The following is a 16185-nucleotide window of genomic DNA, read 5'->3' as shown; positions in this document are numbered from 1 at the left end:
CCGTGCTTCGCGGCGTTTACGTGGCGCATAATACGCCGGTCAATTCCGGCGTGTTGTCCTATGACCTCCAGACCTTTCATCACTCGCAGACCCCGCTGGCGCAGCCTGGCAATCCTGGCCCTGTGCCTGGCGCCACTGTTGTGGCCACTGGAGCATCTGGCCGAGCGCTATTACAAAAGCGAGCTGGTCAGCCAGAATCGGCAGACGCTGGACCTCTACGTCGCCAACCTGCTGGGCACCCTGCACCGCTACGAAACCCTGCCGCAGATCCTCGGTGACCTGCCGGCGCTGCGCGCCTTGCTGGCCGCTCCCCGCGATGCCCAGGCGATCCTCGACGCCAACCACCTGCTCAAGGACATCCGCGAACAGACCGGCGCCGAAGTCATGTACCTGCTGGACGCCGACGGCAATACCCTGGCCGCCTCCAACTGGGAACAGCGCGACAGTTTCGTCGGCCGCAATTTCGCCTTCCGCCCCTATTACAGCGATGCCGTGGCCGGGCGCCTGGGGCGCTTCTTCGGGCTCGGCACGACCTCGGCCAAGCGCGGCTACTTCTTTGCCGCCGCCGTGCATGACCAGGACAAGGTCATTGGCGTTCTGGTGGTGAAGGTCGACCTCGACCACACCGAAACCCTGTGGGGCAAGACGCCTGAACAGCTGCTGCTCACCGACCACAACGGCGTGGTCATCCTGACCTCGCGCCCTGAATGGCGCTTCCGTGCCACGCGCCCGCTCAGCGACAGCGAGCGCCAGGCCATCGTCTCGATCCTGCCCTACCCCACCCGCGATCCACAGCCGCTGAACCTGGACCCCGATGCCTGGCTCACGCAAACGCGCACCATCGCCGAAACCGGCTGGAACGTCAGCATCCTCGCCCCCAAAACCTTGCTCGATCGACCGGTGCGCACCGTCGTCGCCGTGGGCGGAGCCTTGCTCCTGGCATTGATGCTGCTGCTCGGCCTGATGATGCAGCGCCGCCGCCACTACCTCGAGCGCATCGAGTTCGAAGGGCGTACCCGGCACGAACTGGAAACCCGGGTGGTGGAACGCACCAGTGCGCTCGAAGGGCTCAACAGCAAGCTGCGCCAGGAAGTGCTCGAACGCGAGCAGGCCCAGCAGGAACTGGTGCGTGCCCAGGACGAACTGGTGCAGGCGGGCAAACTGTCGGCACTGGGCACCATGTCGGCCAGCATCAGCCACGAGCTCAACCAGCCCCTGGCGGCCATTCGCAGCTACGCCGAGAACACCGAAGTGCTGCTCGACCACGAGCGCATCGAGGATGCGCGAGGCAACCTCAAGTTGATCAGCGAACTGACCGGGCGCATGGCCTCGATCATCGCCCACCTGCGCGCCTTTGCCCGACGCGACCGCCACGCCCTGGAAAGTGTCGCCCTGCAACCAGCCCTCGACGATGCCCTGGCCCTGCTCGCCAAACGCCGCCGGGCCATGGCCGTCGAACTCATCCGCGACCTGCCCGATGCGCCGCTCTGGGTGCAGGCCGGTGAAACCCGACTGCGCCAGGTGCTAGGCAACCTGCTGGCCAATGCCCTGGATGCCTTGACCGAAAAGGCCAACCCGCGCTGCCTGTGGCTGAGCGCCGAACAAACGGCCGACGGCGTCGAACTGCGCATCCGCGACAACGGCCCAGGCTTCACCAGCGAGGCCATGGCCCGCGCCCGCGAACCCTTTTTCACCACCAAGACACGCACGCAGGGACTTGGCCTGGGCCTGGCGATCTGCGATACGCTGATGCGCGCGCTGGGCGGCGAACTGCTGCTGTCCAATCATCCCCAAGGCGGTGCCCTGCTGATCCTGCGCTTGCGCGCCGGAGAGCCCGGGGTCAGCCTGCAAGCTCCAGAGGACCCATCGGCATGACCAGCTACAGCGCCATCGACAGCAAGATCCAGGTCGTGCTGATCGACGACGATCCCCACCTGCGCCAGGCCTTGAGCCAGACCCTGGACCTGGCCGGGCTGAAAGTGCTGGCCCTGGCCGACGCCCAGGGCCTGGCCGCGCGCATCGAGCGCGACTGGCCGGGTGTCGTGGTCAGCGACATCCGCATGCCGGGCATCGACGGCCTGCAGTTGCTCGAACAACTGCATGCGCGGGACACCGAACTGCCGGTTCTGCTGATCACCGGGCACGGCGACGTCCCATTGGCCGTGCAGGCCATGCGCGCCGGTGCCTACGATTTCCTCGAAAAACCATTCGCCAGCGATGCGCTGCTCGACAGCGTGCGTCGCGGCCTGGCCGTGCGCCGGCTGGTGCTGGACAACCGCAGCCTGCGCATGGCCCTGAGCGATCGCCAGCAGCTGAGCACGCGCCTGGTGGGCCAGTCGGCGCCGATGGCGCGTTTGCGCGAACAGATCGGCGCCCTGGCCGGAACCAAGGCCGACGTGCTGATTCTGGGCGAAACCGGCGCCGGCAAGGAAGTGGTGGCGCGCGCTCTGCACGACCTGTCCAGCCGTCGCGGCGGTCCCTTCGTGGCAATCAACGCCGGTGCCCTCGCCGAATCGGTGGTGGAAAGCGAGCTGTTCGGCCATGAACCCGGCGCCTTCACCGGCGCGCAGAAACGCCGCATCGGCAAGTTCGAGTTCGCCAACGGCGGCACCTTGTTTCTCGACGAAATCGAAAGCATGAGCCTGGACGTACAGGTCAAGCTGCTGCGCCTGCTGCAGGAGCGCGTGGTCGAGCGCCTGGGCGGCAACCAGCAGATCCGCCTGGACATCCGGGTGATTGCCGCCACCAAGGAAGACCTGCGTCAGGCCGCCGACCAGGGACGCTTCCGCGCCGACCTGTATTACCGCCTCAATGTTGCCTCGCTACGCATTCCGCCGTTGCGCGAGCGTGGCGAAGACGTGCTGTCGTTGTTCCAGTACTACGCCGACGCTGCCGCCGAGCGCCACGGGGTACTGGCCAACGAGCTGTCGGCGGCCCAGCGTGCATTGTTGTTGCGGCACAGCTGGCCGGGCAATGTGCGCGAACTGCAGAACGCTGCCGAGCGCTTCGCCCTGGGCCTCGAACTGGCCCTGGACAACGGCGAGCCCGGCCCCGTGGACATGGCGCGGACGGTCGCCGGCGGGCTCAGCGAACAGGTCGAGCATTTCGAACGCGCCTTGATCGCGGCCGAGATGAGCCGCTCGCACACCTCCGTGCGCAGCCTGGCCGAGGCCCTGGGCATTCCACGCAAGACCTTGCACGACAAGCTGCGCAAGCATGGCCTGAGCTTTGGCGGGGGCGACGAACACGAGTGAATCCAGGGCTCTGCAGCGACTGCCTAGTGCTCGCTCCCGGCCTGCGCCAGCGTCACCAGCGACTGACGCCATGGCACCTCCCTGGGCAGCGCCAGGAACGACGGGTTGAGCAACGACTGGCGGGCAGGATAGACGAACGGCTGCCCGTCGATCTGCAGCACTTCGCCGCCAGCACCTTCGAGCACACCCTGGGCGGCAGCGGTGTCCCATTGCGAGGTTGGCGCCAGGCGCGGATAGCAATCGGCGGCGCCTTCGGCCAACAGGCAGAACTTCAGCGAGCTGCCGACACTGACCAGATCCAGGGGGCCCACCACGGCACTCAACCCGGCGAGCAGGTGCTCCTGCCCGGGGCTGGAATGGCGGCGGCTGGCAACCACCTTGAACGCGCTGCCTGGCGCAGGCGTGCGGCGCACGCTGATCGGTTGCGCCGGCTGCTGGCCCACGGCGTGCCAGGCGCCGAGCCCCGCCCCGCCATAGTAGGCGCCGCCCGTGGTTGGCACAGTGACCACACCGAACAGCACCTGACCATGCTCGATCAGGGCGATGTTGACGGTGAATTCCTCGCTGCCGTTGATGAATTCCTTGGTGCCGTCCAGTGGATCGACCAGCCACCAGCGGGTCCATCGTTCGCGCACGTCCAGCGCGATGTCCGCATCTTCTTCGGACAGGATCGGGATATCCGGTGCCAACGCCTTCAATCCATCGACGATGACGTGATGCGCGGCGAGGTCGGCTGCGGTGACCGGCGACTCGTCGGCCTTGGCCATGACCTGCACATCGGCCCGCCAGAACGGCAGGATCGCCGCTCCAGCCCGATGGGCCAGCGCCACTACTTCTGGCAACAGACGTTCGAGATCGCTCACAGGCTGAACACTCCACGCTGGATCAGCAGGTCGCGCGCCAGGTACAGGGCGGCCAGTGCGCGGCCTTCGGAGAACTGCGGATGCTGGGCCAGGCTGGCCAGCTCGCGCAGGTTCACCCGCTCGACCCGCATCGGCTCCGGCTCGTCGCCCTCGAGCTGCTCCTCGTACAGCCCTTGCGCCAGAACCACCTGGATTTTCTGGCTCATGTAGCCGGGCGACAACGACAGCTCGGTCAGGTGCTCGAGCTGCCGGGCGCCGAATCCGGCTTCTTCCTTGAGCTCGCGATCGGCTGCAGCCAGCACGTCTTCGCCCGGCTCGATCAAACCCTTGGGCAGCGACAGCTCATAGGCGTCGGTGCCCCCGCAATACTCTTCGACCAGCAGCGCATGCTCGGCATCGGCCATCGCCACGATCATCACCGCGCCATAGCCATTGCCGCGCCCCACCAGACGTTCGTAGGTACGCTCGACACCATTGGAGAAGCGCAATTGCACTTCTTCGACACGGAACAGGCGACTACTGGCGACGATTTCGCGGGCAAGGACTTCGGGTTTCTGGCGCATCGGGCAGCTCCTGGACGTGAACGGGTTACTATACCGTGGCTTGGCCTGCGGCAGGCCACCCTTGATCCACCACTGCCCGAGAATCTTCGCTATGCCACGCCTCGCCTGGAGCACCATCGATACCGTCCTGCTGGACATGGATGGCACCTTGCTCGACCTGCATTACGACAACCATTTCTGGCTCGAACATCTGCCGCAGCGCTATGCCCAACTGCACGGGGTGAGCCTGGCCATGGCACAGCTGGAGCTGCAACCGCTGTTCACCGACAACGCCGGCAAGCTGAACTGGTACTGCCTGGATTTCTGGACCCGCGAACTGAACATCCCGGTACGCGAGCTGAAACTGGAGACGGCCGATCTGATCGCCCTGCGCCCCGACGCCGACACGTTTCTGGCAGCGATTCGGCGCGCCGGCAAGCGGGTGATCATGATCACCAACGCCCACCGCGACTCGCTGTCGCTGAAGCTGGAGCGCATCGAGCTGGCGCCGTATTTCGAACGGCTGATCAGTTCCCACGACTACGGCTACCCCAAGGAAAACGGGCAGTTCTGGGACGCCCTGCAGGCCGACATCGGCTTCGACCCGGCGCGCAGCCTGTTCATCGACGATACCCTGCCGGTGCTGCGCAGCGCCCAGGCCTACGGGGTCAAGCATCTGCTCGCGGTGTGCGAGCCGGACAGCCGCAAGGGCGCCAAGGACACCGAAGAATTCGAGGCGGTGGGTGATTACCGCGAGCTCATCGCAGGTCTGTGACCCACCCTGCTGCCCACCGCCCCACCGCCAGCGCGTGCCGCTATACTGCGCATCGCCTACCCAGGAGCGAGCATGGACATCAAGCAACTCAAATTCCTTATCGCGTTGGATGAAACCCGTCATTTCGGCCAGGCCGCAGCGCGTTGCCACATCACTCAGCCGACCCTGTCGATGCGCCTGCGCAACCTTGAAGAAGAGCTCGAGTTGCCCCTGGTGAAGCGCGGCCAGCGCTTCGAAGGCTTCACTGCCCCAGGCGAGCGCGTGCTGGCCTGGGCGCGTACCGTGCTGGCCGCCTACGACGGCCTGCAGGCGGAAGCCGCGGCCTGTCGCGGGCATCTGGTAGGCACCTTGCGCCTGGGGGTGGTGCCGCTGTCCAGCTTCGACCCGGTGCCACTGCTGCACACCCTGCACGGTGCGCATCCGAACCTGCGCTTCGAGCTCAGCTCGCTGAGTTCCGAACAGATCCTCGAGCAACTGGCGAGCAACCGAATCGACCTGGGCGTATCGTTTCTGGAGCGGCTGGACCAGGAGCGCTTCGAATCGAGGGCGCTGGGAGAAACCCGCATGGGCCTGTTGTTCGATCAACGCCACTATGATTTCGGCGAGCAGGCCCTGAGTTGGGAGGCGCTCATCGAGTTGCCGCTGGGCATGCTCACCACCGGCATGCATTTTCGTCAGTCCATCGACCACAATTTCCACTCCCGCGGGCTGGCGCCGCAGCCCTTGCTGCAGACCGACGCGGTTCACCAGTTGATCCAGGCCGTACACGGTGGCCTGTGCTGCGCCATCATGCCCCTGGCCGGCGGGCTGGAAGGGCTGACCGAGCACTTGCGCCTGCAACCCATCGCCGACGCCCACACGCTGGCGCCGCTGGGGCTGATCATGCGCCGCGCGGCGCCGCGTTCGGCACTGGCCGAAGCCTGCTTCAAGCTGTATGACGCGCCATGATCAATGCGGTCTATCGTCGCATCGGCAATAGCAATTAGACGCTGGCTCGTCCTGCGCCTAGGCTAAAGGCTGAATTCACTGCCGGTCCATTCCCATGAACGCCAAGCACCCGGCCAGCGCGGTGCCCGTTTCTTCCTCGGTTGCACCCCTCGCCAACCCCATCGCCAGCCAGACCTACAGTTATTGCAGCTTGAGCCTGGACGAGCCCGGCAGTACGCCGCTGGCCGAAGAAGTGGCGCTGGCGATCGCCTACAACGGCATCAGCCAGGCGGTGATGCTGGTCACGCCCACCGATCTCGAAGACTTCGTCACCGGCTTCAGCATCGGCAGCGGCATCGTGGCCGATGCCAATGAAATCTACGACATCAAGCTCAGCGGCACTGGGTCGGCACGCCACGCCGAGGTACAGATCGCCAACCGCGCCTTCTGGAACCTCAAGACCCAGCGTCGGCAATTGGCCGGCAGCAGCGGTTGCGGGCTGTGCGGGGTCGAAGCCGTGGAGCAGGCACTGCCTGAACTGGCCGTGCTGGCCGGCGCCGACTTGCCGCCGGTGCAGTGGCTCGAGGGCCTGCGCCAGCGCATCGGCGCCTTCCAGCCCCTGGGGCAACGCAGCGGCGCGGTGCATGCGGCGCTGTTCATGGACGCCCAAGGCACCCTGCTGCTGGGCCGTGAAGACATAGGCCGGCACAACGCGCTCGACAAGGTGATCGGCGCCCTGGTGCGGCAGAACATCGACAGCACCGGCGGCCTGGCCATCGTCACCAGCCGGTGCAGCCTCGAACTCATCCAGAAAGTACTGCGCGCCGGCATCCAGACCCTGGTCAGCCTGTCGTCGCCCACCGGCCTGGCCCTGCAATGGGCACGCCGGCACAACCTGAACCTCATTCACCTGCCGCAGCACAGCGCGCCGCGGGTCTATAGCCCTGCGTTGGAGAATCAAGCGTGAGCATTCACAATCAAGCCGACAAGACCCCTGTTCCTCGCTACAAGCCCTACAAAGGTGCAGCGGGTGGCTGGGGCGCACTGATCAGCGTGACGCAGTTCTGGCTGAGCAGCGACAACGCGCTGAAGAACATCCGCACCCTGCTCAAGACCAACCAGAATGGCGGCTTCGACTGCCCCGGTTGTGCCTGGGGCGATTCGCCGGAAAGCGGCATGGTGAAGTTCTGCGAAAACGGCGCCAAGGCGGTGAACTGGGAGGCGACCAAGCGGCGTGTCGACCCGGCCTTCTTCGCCAAGCACAGCGTCACTTCCCTGCTCGAGCAGAGTGACTACTGGCTCGAGTATCAGGGCCGTCTCACCGAGCCGATGGTCTACGACCCTGCCAGCGACCGCTACGTGCCGATTGCCTGGGACGATGCGTACGCGCTGGTCGCCAAGCATCTGCTCAACCTCGAAAGCCCCGACCAGGCCGAGTTCTACACCTCGGGCCGGGCCAGCAACGAAGCGGCCTACCTGTATCAGCTGTTCGTGCGGGCGTTCGGCACCAACAACTTCCCCGATTGCTCGAACATGTGCCACGAAGCCAGCGGCGTTGCATTGTCGCAGAGCATCGGGGTGGGCAAGGGCACAGTGACGTTCGACGACTTCGAACACGCCGACGCCATCTTCGTCTGGGGGCAGAACCCTGGCACCAACCATCCGCGCATGCTCGAACCCCTGCGCGAAGCGGTCCAGCGTGGCGCCCAGGTGGTCTGCATCAACCCGCTCAAGGAGCGCGGCCTGGAGCGCTTCCAGCACCCCCAGCATCCGATCGAGATGCTCACCAACGGTGACCGTCCGACCAACACCGCCTACTTCCGTCCGGCACTGGGCGGCGACATGGCGATGATGCGCGGCATGGCCAAGTTCCTGCTGCAATGGGAACGCGAGGCCCAGGCCAACAACGCGCCGTCGGTGTTCGACCACGACTTCCTCAACGAGCACACCGCCACCGTGCTGGAATACCTGGCCGCGATCGACGACACGCCATGGGCGCACATCGTCGAGCAGTCCGGCCTGCCGCTGGAGGACATCGAGCTTGCCGCGCGCATGTACCTCAAGGGCAAGAACGTGATCATGTGCTGGGCCATGGGCATCACCCAGCATCGCCACTCGGTACCGACCATTCAGGAAATCTCCAACCTGATGCTGTTGCGCGGCAACATCGGTCGTCCCGGTGCCGGCCTGTGTCCGGTAAGGGGTCACAGCAACGTGCAGGGCGACCGCACCATGGGCATCAACGAGCGCCCACCGGCGTTCCTCCTCGACGCCCTGGAAAAACGTTTTGGCTTCAATGTGCCGCGCACCAATGGCCATAACGTGGTGGAAGCCATCCATGCGATGGCCGAAGGCAGGGCCAAGGTCTTCATCGCCCTGGGCGGCAACTTCGCCCAGGCCACGCCGGACAGCCCGCGCACGGCGCAGGCGCTGCGCAACTGCGAGCTCACGGTGCAGATCAGCACCAAGCTCAACCGCAGCCACCTGATGCACGGCAAGCAGGCACTGATTCTGCCCTGCCTGGGTCGCACCGACATCGATCAACAAAGCGAGGGCCCACAAGCGGTCACTGTGGAAGATTCGTTCAGCATGGTGCACGCCTCCAATGGCCAACTGCAGCCGCTGTCGAAGCACATGCGCTCGGAGCCGGCCATCGTCGCCGGCATCGCCGCCGCCACGCTCGGTACGCAGCCGGTGGACTGGAACTGGCTGATCGGCGATTACGATCGCATTCGTGACCTGATCGCCGATACCCTGCCCGGCTTCAAGGACTTCAACCAACGGCTGAAGCATCCGGGCGGCTTCTACCTGGGCAACAGCGCCGGTGCACGCCGCTGGAACACCCCCAGCGGACGGGCCAATTTCAAGCCCAACCGCCTGCCGCTGGACCTGATCGACGAACGCGTACGCGCCACCGGCCAGATACCGGACCTGATCATGCAGTCGATGCGCTCCCACGACCAGTACAACACCACCATCTACGGCCTGGACGACCGCTATCGCGGCGTGCGTGGCCAGCGTGACGTCCTGTTCGCCAATGAAGCCGACATCATTCGCCTGGGCTTCCGTCCAGGGCAGAAAGCCGATCTGGTGTCGATCTGGGAGGACGGCCGCGAACGGCGCGTGAAGGGCTTCACACTGCTGGCGTTCGACATTCCGGCCGGTCAGGCCGCAGCGTACTACCCAGAGGTCAATCCGCTGGTGCCGCTGGAAAGCGTGGGCGAAGGCAGCAGCACGCCTACTTCGAAGTTCGTTGCCATCCGCCTGGAGCAGCCCGCCCCGAGCGCCCGCATCGCCTGATGTCGAGCGCAGCCCCTTGTCTTTTCGCGGCGCGTGGGCCGCCGACGCGGCTGGCGCCGCTGCTACAGGTAGATCGTACGCCCTGTAGCAGTGTCGCCAGCCGCGTCGCTTTTGATCGTGATCTCGATCTCGACAAAAAGACGCCACTCCGGAAGTACGTGCGACCACCCTCCCTGCTCAAAGTTTCCCCATGAAACTTCCGAATCTCGGAACTGCGTACCCATCGTGCTTTCCATCACATCGTGCTTGTCGGCTGACCCATCGCATTGCAAAGTCGCGCCGTCATCCCTCTGAGATCTGATCGATGAAATTTCCCTCGATACTTTTGTTGACCCTTGGCCTGGTGACAGGCGCTGCTTCTGCAGGCAGCAACACCGAAGCCGGTGTAGGGGGCGCATTGGGTGGGGTTCTGGGCGCGGTGGTAGGCCAGCAACTGGGCGGCAGCACCGGCTCGACCATTGGCGCAGGCCTGGGTGGTGCCGCCGGCAGTGCAGTGGGCGCAGACAAGCGCAATCGCGGCCAGGCCGCCATTGGTGGCGCGCTGGGCGCTGCAGGTGGCAACGTGGTGGGCCGCACCGTGGGCGGCAGCACCGGCGGGCTGGTGGGCGCGGCGACGGGTGGCGGCGCAGGCGGCGCATTGGGCAACTACATGGGTACCTCGGCCGACCGCGACGACCGTGACGATCGTCGCTATCGCGGCCACGACAATCGCGGCAAATCGAAACATCGCGACCGCGGCCGCCACGTCGGCCACAACAAGCACTGGCGCGATCGCTGAGCCAGGCTTTCTGCAAACGCGGCAGGCGGCAAGGCTTCCAGCTGCAGGCCTTCAACCGTCCGCCTGTCCCAGAGCCATAAAAAAACCGCCCTCAAGGGGCGGTTTTTTTATTTCAGCAGACGCTTACAACTGCGGACCGGCAGCCTTGATCGAATCGCTCACTTCGAACTTCTTGAAGTTCTCGATGAACAGCGAAGCCAGGCCTTTGGCCGCTTCGTCGTAGGCAGCTGGGTCGGCCCAGGTGTTGCGCGGGTTGAGCAGGTTGGTATCGACGCCCGGTACGACCTTTGGCACGTCCAGGTTGACGATGTCCAGGTGCTCGGTCTCGGTCCCGATCAGGGCGCCGCTCTGGATCGCTGCAATCACGCCACGGGTGGTGGGGATGTTGAAGCGCTTGCCAACGCCGTAGCCGCCACCGGTCCAGCCGGTATTGACCAGGTAGACCTTGGAACCGAAGCCACGGATACGCTTGATCAGCAGCTCGGCGTACTCGCCCGCCGGACGCGGGAAGAACGGTGCGCCGAAGCAGGTCGAGAAGGTCGACTTGATGCCGCTGCCCGAGCCCATTTCGGTCGAACCTACCAGTGCGGTGTAGCCCGACAGGAAGTGATAGGCAGCCTGCTCTTCGCTGAGGATGGACACAGGCGGCAGCACGCCGGTCAGGTCGCAGGTCAGGAAGATCACGGCATTGGGCTCACCGCCCAGGTTCTTCGGCGCGCGCTTCTCGATCAGCTCGCGAGGGTACGCGGCACGGCTGTTCTGGGTCAGGCTGTCATCGGCGTAGTCGGCCTTCTTGTCGGCATCGAGCACGACGTTTTCCAGCACGGCGCCGTGTTGAATGGCTTTCCAGATGACCGGCTCGTTCTTCTCGGACAGGTCGATGCACTTGGCATAGCAACCGCCTTCGATGTTGAACACCACGCCCACGCCCCAGCCATGTTCGTCGTCGCCGATCAGGTAACGGCTTTCGTCGGCCGAAAGCGTGGTCTTGCCAGTGCCCGACAGGCCGAAGAACAGAGTGACGTCGCCGTCTTCGCCCATGTTGGCGGCACAGTGCATCGGCAGCACGTCGGCAGCCGGCAGCAGGAAGTTCTGCACCGAGAACATGGCCTTCTTCATTTCGCCGGCATAGCGCATGCCGGCGATCAGCACCTTGCGAGCCGCGAAATTGATGATCACGGTACCGTCGGAATTGGTGCCGTCGCGCTCTGGGACGCACTCGAACTCAGGCGCATTGAGCACCTGCCATTCGTCCTTGCCACCGCCGTTGTACTGCTCGGGGTTGATGAACAGGCAACGTCCGAACAGGTTGTGCCAGGCGGTCTGGGTGGTCATCTTGACCGGCAGGTAGTGCGCCGGATCGGACCCTACATGAACATGGGAAACGAACCGCTCGCGCTCGCCCAGGTAGGCTTCGACACGATTCCACAAGGCATCGAACTTGTCGGCCGGGAATTTGCGGTTGATCGGGCCCCAGGCGATGGCGTCCTGGGTGGTGGGCTCTTCGACAATGAAGCGGTCGACTGGCGAACGACCGGTGCGATGACCGGTACGCACTACCAGAGCACCGGTATCGGCAAGCTCGCCTTCACCACGGTTCAGGGCTTCTTTAACCAGATCGTCTACAGTCAGATCGGCGTACACGGCGTTCTTGGCTTGCGTCATGAGGTTCCCCGTCGGCTCTGGGCCGAGTGCTCCAAACATTTTGTAGTAAGTTTACAACAACCACTACAGCTAAAAAGTGGGCCGGATTATGCCAGAAACGCTCGAAAAGAATAGCGTCCTCCGGTCGGTAACGGCGTTATTCCGGCGTGTTTTTCTTCATTTAGCGAGACTAAATCGGTTCAGTGACGGGTATCTGACGGAGCGTCGACACCAGCACCACTGAAGAGTTGATCGACGTCGGTGGCGTCAAACAAGTAGCGCTGGTTGCAGAACTGGCAGTCGATTTCCACCGTACCGCCATGCTCCTTGAGCAACTCGCGTGCATCGTCGTGCCCCAGGCTGACGAGCGCTCGTGCCGAACGCTCCCTGGAACAGCTGCAGCGAAACCGTATCGGCTGGGTATCGAAAAGCCGCAGTGCCTGCTCGTGATACAGGCGGTACAGCACGGTTTCGTTATCCAGGCCCAACAGTTCTTCGGCCTTGAGGGTGTCCGCCAGGGTGATGGCGGCCGTCCAGCTCTCGGCGCGCTCGTCCTCGTCCTTGATCACGGCGGCAGGCAATTGCTGCAGCAGCAAGCCACGGGCACGGGTGCCGTCGGCCTTGAGCCAGAAGCGCGTGCCGAGCTGTTCGGAGAGGGCGAAATAATTCGAGAAACTTGCCGACAGGTCGGCACCTTCCAACTCCACGATGCCTTGGTAGCGCTGGCCTTCGGTAGGGTCGATGGTCATCGCCAGGGTTCCGGCGGGCATCAATTCGGGCAGGCCATCGGTGTCGTTGATCTGCTCGGCGTGGAAACGCGCCAGGCCGCGGATCTCGCGTTCGCTGGAGCACTCGATCATCAACAGTGGCACGGGGCCTTCGGAACGGGCCTGCAGGATCAGCAAACCGTCGAACTTGAGCGTACCTACCAGCAGGGCCGCGGCAGCCATGAACTCGCCCAGCAGCAACTGCACCGGCAACGGATAGTCGTGCTTGGCCAGAACCTCGGCATAGCTGCGCTCCAATGCTACCGCCTCACCGCGTACATCGGCGTCATCGAAAATAAAGCGTTGGGTGAAATCGGCTTCAGGAAGATCGTGCATAATTCCAGTATCTGAGAATGGTGACAAAATGTGTAGCGGCTTTTATAAAGCCCGCTTCAGGGCGTTCGCTTGATCGCTCACTGCCCTGTAGATGTAGAGGTATCTTATGAACAAAGCCCCGCTGTTCCAAGCCAGGTGGAACGTTAGCGGCTTGCTGCTGTGCAATACAATCCCGATCGTGCTGTTGTGCTTCTGGTTATGGCCTATTGGCCATCATTTGTGTACAGCATTCGACGAATGGCTGTTTCGGCTGCTCAACGCGCCCTTGGCCAGCAACGCCGCCTGGCGTTACGCCTGGACCCTGGGCAGTCTGCGCCCCTTCGATATCGTGGTCGGCGTGATCATGCTGGCGCTGCTGATCCGCGGCAACTGGGTGTTCAAGGCCCATCAGGTTCGCCAGGCTTTCTTCGGCTTCATGGCCGTGCTGTTGCTCTTAGTGGTGGTGCGCGCGCTGTTTTCCAAGTGGATACACGCAATGGGCTGGGACCATGACAGCCCGAGCATGGTATTGGCCGACCCGGTACTGCTCAGCGACTGGTACCCGAACCTGGAACGTCACTGGGAGCTCAAGGACCGCTCCAGCCAGAGTTTTCCCGGCGATCACGCTTCGGTGCTGTTGATCTGGGCGCTGTTCATGAGTGTCTGTACCCGCAGGCTCGGGCAGTGGCTGTGCATCTGGGCCCTGGCCGTGGTGTTCATGCTGCCGCGCCTGGTGGCTGGCGCCCACTGGGGGCAGGACGACTACATTGGTGGCGTGTTGATGGCCGTCTGGGCGCTGGGGTGGGGGTATTACACACCTTTCGCGGCCCACACTTCACAGTGGCTCGTACGTGCCACCGAGCCACTGTTCAGGCTGCTGGCGAAGCTGCCGGTGCTGGGACGGTTGAGTATCGTCGCGGGCTGATGTGTCGTCCGTGCCGGCCTCTTCGCGGGCAGAGCCCGCTCCCACCCGCCCCGCTCCCACAGTTTTTTCCTTGTGGGAGCGGGCTCTGCCCGCGAAGAGGCCGGCACTGCGCTGCATCAATCCACTGAGCGAAAACTGAACAGCTGCCGGCGCTGCTTCTTCGAAGGCTTGCCATCGGTGGTAACACCCAGGGCACCTGCCTTGCGCATGGCCGCCGCGGCCTCGCGCCTGGCCTGGCTCTGTTCGGTCTCGCGGTAGAGCGTCTGCGCTTCCGGCGCCCCACGCCGCACGATTGACAGCGCCTCGATGATCACGCTGCGCTCTTCGAAACCGGTGCGTATCTGCAACTCGTCGCCCACGTGTGGCTCCTTGCCAGGCTTGCAGCGCTCGCCGCGGTAATGCACCTTGCCGCTCTCGATGGCTTCCTTGGCCAGCGCGCGCGTCTTGTAGAAGCGCGCCGCCCACAGCCATTTGTCCAGACGGACCTTTTCCTCTTCTTCCTGCTTGTGCTTCTGTGCCACAGGCTCACCTCGCGAAATGCCGTCATCAAACTGTACTACCGTGCCTGTCGGATGCAAGCGGCGGTCTTTGCGATTACAGTGCACGCATGCTTGCCAAGCGGCGTCGGGCTGGGTTGAATTGATCCGGTCCGCGCCGGTCTGAAGCTTGCGTATACGGGTCCATCCCTACCTCTTGCGGTTTGCCGATTTGAAGACATTTGACCATCTGACTGTTATCGGTCTGCGCGAGTGGGTGGCGCTGCCCGATCTGGGTGTCGCCGGCCTGCGCGCCAAGATCGATACCGGCGCCAGCACCTCCAGCCTGCACGCCACGGACATCGAGCCGTTCACCCGTGCCGGTGAAAAATGGGTGCGTTTCACCGCTCATCTGGGCACCGTGGTACAGCTGCGCCACCGGCGCTGCGAAGCGCCGCTGGTGGCGATGAAAACCATCAAGAGCTCCAATGGCCATGCGCAGACGCGCTACGTGATCAAGACCACCCTGGCCCTGGGCGACCGGGTCTGGACAGTGGAATTCACCCTGGCCTGCCGCAAGTCCATGCGTTACCGCCTGTTGCTCGGCTCCAAGGCGCTGGTCCATGGCCAACTGGTCGTGAACCCGGGCGTCACCTACGTTCAAGACAAGCCGGTGTTCCCGGCCTCTACTACCTCTGCCACAGGTGTTGCATGAAGATCGCTGTGCTGTCGCGCAATCCGCGTCTGTATTCCACTCGTCGTCTGGTCGAAGCCGGTACTGCCCGTGGCCATGAAATGGTGGTGATCGACACGCTGCGCGCGTATATGAACATCGCCAGTCACAAACCGCAGATCCACTACCGCGGCAAACCGCTGCAGGGCTTCGATGCGGTCATTCCGCGCATCGGCGCGTCGGTGACGTTCTATGGCTGCGCGGTGCTGCGCCAGTTCGAAATGATGGACGTCTTTCCGCTGAACGAATCGGTGGCCATCGCCCGCTCGCGGGACAAGCTGCGCTCGCTGCAGCTGCTGTCGCGACGCGGTATCGGCCTGCCCGTCACCGGCTTCGCCCACTCGCCGGACGACATTCCCGACCTGATCAGCATGGTCAACGGCGCACCCCTGGTGATCAAGGTGCTCGAGGGTACCCAGGGCATCGGTGTGGTCCTGTGTGAAACCACCAACGCGGCCGAATCGGTGATCGAAGCGTTCATGGGCCTCAAGCAGAACATCATGGTTCAGGAGTACATCAAGGAGGCCGGCGGTGCCGACATCCGCTGTTTCGTGGTGGGTGACAAGGTGATCGCTGCGATGAAGCGCCAGGCCAGGCCCGGTGAGTTTCGCTCCAACCTGCACCGCGGCGGCTGTGCCAGCCTGATCAAGATCACACCCGAAGAGCGCATGACCGCGATCCGCGCCGCCAAGGTGATGGGGCTCAGCGTCGCCGGCGTGGATATCCTGCGCTCCAACCACGGCCCGCTGGTGATGGAGGTGAACTCATCACCCGGTCTGGAAGGGATCGAGGTGACCACCGGCAAAGACGTGGCCGGGATGATCATCGAACACATCGAAAAGAACAGCGGCCCGAACATGACCCGCACCAAGGGCAAGGGCTAAAC

At 64.1% G+C, this 16185-nt stretch carries 15 protein-coding genes; 10 read left to right on the top strand and 5 right to left on the bottom strand.

The window, feature by feature from the left end; genetic code table 11:
* Positions 1-60 precede the first annotated feature (60 nt).
* Together IFU31_RS12935 and IFU31_RS12930 are read left to right on the top strand one after the other, a co-directional pair.
* Positions 61-1875, top strand: a complete 1815-nt coding sequence (locus IFU31_RS12935) for a sensor histidine kinase (RefSeq protein ID WP_122479831.1) — start codon at positions 61-63, stop codon at positions 1873-1875.
* Complete coding sequence (locus tag IFU31_RS12930) at positions 1872-3254, top strand: sigma-54-dependent transcriptional regulator (RefSeq protein ID WP_192103181.1); 1383 nt, start codon at positions 1872-1874, stop codon at positions 3252-3254. Before IFU31_RS12935 ends, IFU31_RS12930 begins: the two co-directional genes overlap by 4 nt.
* A 23-nt stretch (positions 3255-3277) precedes the next feature.
* Here the strand turns inward: IFU31_RS12930 and cysQ are convergent, their stop codons facing one another.
* The gene (cysQ, locus tag IFU31_RS12925; protein WP_192103180.1) at positions 3278-4117 is read right to left on the bottom strand and encodes a 3'(2'),5'-bisphosphate nucleotidase CysQ; all 840 of its coding nucleotides are present in this window, start codon (positions 4115-4117) and stop codon (positions 3278-3280) included.
* Entirely contained in the window at positions 4114-4680 is a 567-nt protein-coding gene (gene nudE, locus IFU31_RS12920; RefSeq protein ID WP_122479834.1) for an ADP compounds hydrolase NudE, read from the bottom strand. The genes cysQ and nudE overlap by 4 nt, the downstream gene beginning before the upstream one ends.
* Positions 4681-4771: 91 nt before the next feature.
* Between nudE and yrfG the strand changes: the two genes are divergently transcribed.
* The 5 genes from yrfG (at position 4772) to IFU31_RS12895 (ending at position 10439) form a co-directional block, all read left to right on the top strand.
* Complete coding sequence (gene yrfG, locus IFU31_RS12915) at positions 4772-5434, top strand: GMP/IMP nucleotidase (protein ID WP_192103179.1); 663 nt, start codon at positions 4772-4774, stop codon at positions 5432-5434.
* Between the two features lie 72 nt (positions 5435-5506).
* Positions 5507-6382, top strand: a complete 876-nt coding sequence (locus IFU31_RS12910) for a LysR family transcriptional regulator (RefSeq protein ID WP_192059459.1) — start codon at positions 5507-5509, stop codon at positions 6380-6382.
* Between the two features lie 94 nt (positions 6383-6476).
* The gene (gene fdhD / locus IFU31_RS12905; RefSeq protein ID WP_122479837.1) at positions 6477-7328 is read left to right on the top strand and encodes a formate dehydrogenase accessory sulfurtransferase FdhD; all 852 of its coding nucleotides are present in this window, start codon (positions 6477-6479) and stop codon (positions 7326-7328) included.
* Positions 7325-9661, top strand: coding sequence for an FdhF/YdeP family oxidoreductase (locus tag IFU31_RS12900; protein ID WP_185794734.1), 2337 nt, complete (start codon positions 7325-7327; stop codon positions 9659-9661). The genes fdhD and IFU31_RS12900 overlap by 4 nt, the downstream gene beginning before the upstream one ends.
* A 304-nt stretch (positions 9662-9965) precedes the next feature.
* The gene (locus tag IFU31_RS12895; protein ID WP_185794733.1) at positions 9966-10439 is read left to right on the top strand and encodes a glycine zipper 2TM domain-containing protein; all 474 of its coding nucleotides are present in this window, start codon (positions 9966-9968) and stop codon (positions 10437-10439) included.
* Positions 10440-10562: 123 nt separating this feature from the next.
* Here IFU31_RS12895 and IFU31_RS12890 read toward each other — a convergent pair whose 3' ends face one another.
* Together IFU31_RS12890 and hslO are read right to left on the bottom strand one after the other, a co-directional pair.
* Positions 10563-12104, bottom strand: a complete 1542-nt coding sequence (locus IFU31_RS12890) for a phosphoenolpyruvate carboxykinase (protein ID WP_185794732.1) — start codon at positions 12102-12104, stop codon at positions 10563-10565.
* A gap of 179 nt (positions 12105-12283) precedes the next feature.
* Positions 12284-13186, bottom strand: a complete 903-nt coding sequence (gene hslO, locus IFU31_RS12885) for an Hsp33 family molecular chaperone HslO (RefSeq protein ID WP_192059453.1) — start codon at positions 13184-13186, stop codon at positions 12284-12286.
* A 106-nt stretch (positions 13187-13292) separates the two neighbouring features.
* Between hslO and IFU31_RS12880 the strand changes: the two genes are divergently transcribed.
* Positions 13293-14090 (top strand): phosphatase PAP2 family protein, encoded by a 798-nt coding sequence (locus IFU31_RS12880; protein ID WP_192103178.1) that lies wholly within the window; start codon positions 13293-13295, stop codon positions 14088-14090.
* Positions 14091-14206: 116 nt separating this feature from the next.
* Here IFU31_RS12880 and IFU31_RS12875 read toward each other — a convergent pair whose 3' ends face one another.
* Entirely contained in the window at positions 14207-14611 is a 405-nt protein-coding gene (locus IFU31_RS12875) for an RNA-binding S4 domain-containing protein (RefSeq protein WP_185794730.1), read from the bottom strand.
* 187 nt (positions 14612-14798) lie between these two features.
* Between IFU31_RS12875 and rimB the strand changes: the two genes are divergently transcribed.
* On the top strand, positions 14799-15281 hold the full coding sequence (gene rimB / locus IFU31_RS12870) for a retropepsin-like aspartic endopeptidase RimB (RefSeq protein WP_043192313.1): 483 nt from the start codon (positions 14799-14801) through the stop codon (positions 15279-15281).
* A complete protein-coding gene (rimK, locus tag IFU31_RS12865) occupies positions 15278-16183 on the top strand; it encodes a 30S ribosomal protein S6--L-glutamate ligase (RefSeq protein WP_122479844.1) in 906 nt (301 codons plus the stop codon). Before rimB ends, rimK begins: the two co-directional genes overlap by 4 nt.
* Positions 16184-16185 lie beyond the last annotated feature (2 nt).

Origin of the sequence: Pseudomonas sp. CFBP 13602 (genome assembly GCF_014842725.1) — a bacterium.
In the GTDB taxonomy this organism is placed as follows: domain Bacteria; phylum Pseudomonadota; class Gammaproteobacteria; order Pseudomonadales; family Pseudomonadaceae; genus Aquipseudomonas; species Aquipseudomonas baltica.
The sequence above is the reverse complement of the archived record's forward strand: the minus strand, read 5'-3'. Positions and strand labels throughout refer to the sequence as shown.

What these genes read in the sequence shown, in the direction of transcription:
- IFU31_RS12935 (WP_122479831.1), top strand. Translation starts at nt 61, where the DNA reads ATGACCTCCAGACCTTTCATCACTCGCAGACCCCGCTGGCGCAGCCTG.
- IFU31_RS12930 (WP_192103181.1), top strand. Translation starts at nt 1,872, where the DNA reads ATGACCAGCTACAGCGCCATCGACAGCAAGATCCAGGTCGTGCTGATC.
- nudE (WP_122479834.1), bottom strand. Translation starts at nt 4,680, where the DNA reads ATGCGCCAGAAACCCGAAGTCCTTGCCCGCGAAATCGTCGCCAGTAGT.
- yrfG (WP_192103179.1), top strand. Translation starts at nt 4,772, where the DNA reads ATGCCACGCCTCGCCTGGAGCACCATCGATACCGTCCTGCTGGACATG.
- IFU31_RS12910 (WP_192059459.1), top strand. Translation starts at nt 5,507, where the DNA reads ATGGACATCAAGCAACTCAAATTCCTTATCGCGTTGGATGAAACCCGT.
- fdhD (WP_122479837.1), top strand. Translation starts at nt 6,477, where the DNA reads ATGAACGCCAAGCACCCGGCCAGCGCGGTGCCCGTTTCTTCCTCGGTT.
- IFU31_RS12895 (WP_185794733.1), top strand. Translation starts at nt 9,966, where the DNA reads ATGAAATTTCCCTCGATACTTTTGTTGACCCTTGGCCTGGTGACAGGC.
- IFU31_RS12890 (WP_185794732.1), bottom strand. Translation starts at nt 12,104, where the DNA reads ATGACGCAAGCCAAGAACGCCGTGTACGCCGATCTGACTGTAGACGAT.
- hslO (WP_192059453.1), bottom strand. Translation starts at nt 13,186, where the DNA reads ATGCACGATCTTCCTGAAGCCGATTTCACCCAACGCTTTATTTTCGAT.
- IFU31_RS12880 (WP_192103178.1), top strand. Translation starts at nt 13,293, where the DNA reads ATGAACAAAGCCCCGCTGTTCCAAGCCAGGTGGAACGTTAGCGGCTTG.
- rimK (WP_122479844.1), top strand. Translation starts at nt 15,278, where the DNA reads ATGAAGATCGCTGTGCTGTCGCGCAATCCGCGTCTGTATTCCACTCGT.